The sequence below is a fragment of the Belliella kenyensis genome, assembly GCF_022549675.1.
Taxonomy (GTDB): Bacteria; Bacteroidota; Bacteroidia; order Cytophagales; family Cyclobacteriaceae; genus Belliella; species Belliella kenyensis.
This window is the reverse complement of the sequence record NZ_JAKZGR010000049.1, coordinates 1-1,500: the sequence shown is the minus strand read 5'-3', so window position 1 is coordinate 1,500 and position 1,500 is coordinate 1. Positions and strand designations below refer to the sequence as shown.

Here is a 1,500-nt window from a genome sequence, read left to right as displayed (position 1 = left end):
CAATCATTACATCACTGCTATTGCCACAGACAATGAAGGGGCTGCGACGGTTTCTACTCCTGTTTACATAACAATCGAGGAAGCTCCTGCCGCCAATGTTTCTCCAACAATCAGCATCATCACCCCAACAGATCAGCAGGTATTCGAGCAAGGGCAGGTTATCGAAATCACTACCTTAAGTGCAGATGAAGATGGTGAAGTGGTGAAGGTAGATTTCTATGCAGATGATCTATTGATCGCAAGTGTGGAGGCTGAGCCATTTACCTTCAACTGGGACAATGCACCTCTGGGCAATCATTACATCACAGCTATTGCCACAGACAATGAAGGGGCTGCGACAGTTTCTAATTCTGTTTACATAACAGTTGAGGAAGCTCCTGCTGTGAATGTTTCTCCAACAATCAGCATCATCACCCCAACAGATCAACAGGTATTCGAGCAAGGGCAGGTTATTGAAATCACTACCCTAAGTGCAGATGAAGATGGTGAAGTGGTGAAGGTAGATTTCTATGCAGATGACCTTTTGATGGCAAGTGTGGAGGCTGAGCCTTTTACCTTCAACTGGGACAATGCACCTCTGGGCAATCATTACATCACTGCTATTGCCACTGACAATGAAGGGGCTGCGACGGTTTCTACTCCTGTTTACATAACAATCGAGGAAGCTCCTGAAATCCTTGAAGCTCCTGAAGCTCCTGCCGCCAATGTTTCTCCAACAATCAGCATCATCACTCCAGCAGATCAACAAGTATTCGAGCAAGGGCAGGTTATCGAAATCACTACCTTAAGTGCAGATGAAGATGGTGAAGTGGTGAAGGTAGATTTCTATGCAGGTGATCTATTGATCGCAAGTGTGGAGGCTGAGCCTTTTACCTTCAACTGGGACAATGCACCTCTGGGCAATCATTACATCACCGCTATTGCCACAGACAATGAAGGGGCTGCGACGGTTTCTACTCCCATTTTCATAACAATCGAGGAAGCTCCTGAAATCCCTGAAACTCCTGAAACTCCTGCTTCTCCTGCTACTCCTGAAGCTCCTGCTGTGAATGTTTCCCCAACAATCAGCATCATCACCCCAACAGATCAGCAGGTATTCGAGCAAGGGCAAGTAATCGAAATCACTACCTTAAGTGCGGATGAAGATGGTGAAGTCGTGAAGGTAGATTTCTATGCAGATGACCTTTTGATCGCAAGTGTGGAGGCTGAGCCTTTTACCTTCAACTGGGACAATGCTCCTCTGGGCAATCATTACATCACAGCTATTGCCACTGACAATGAAGGGGCTGCGACGGTTTCTACTCCTGTTTACATAACAGTTGAGGAAGCTCCTGAAATCCCTGAAACTCCTGAAACTCCTGCTTCTCCTGCTACTCCTGAAGCTCCTGCTGTGAATGTTTCTCCAACAATCAGCATCATCACCCCAACAGATCAGCAGGTATTCGAGCAAGGGCAGGTTATCGAAATCACTACCCTAAGTGCAGATGAAGATGGTGAAGT

General features: G+C 46.5%; 1 protein-coding gene. It reads left to right on the top strand.

Translation table 11 applies throughout. The annotated features are described in order from the left end of the window. Positions 1-1,500: Ig-like domain-containing protein (locus tag MM214_RS18875; RefSeq protein WP_241297734.1), on the top strand; the 1,500-nt coding region annotated here is incomplete at both ends.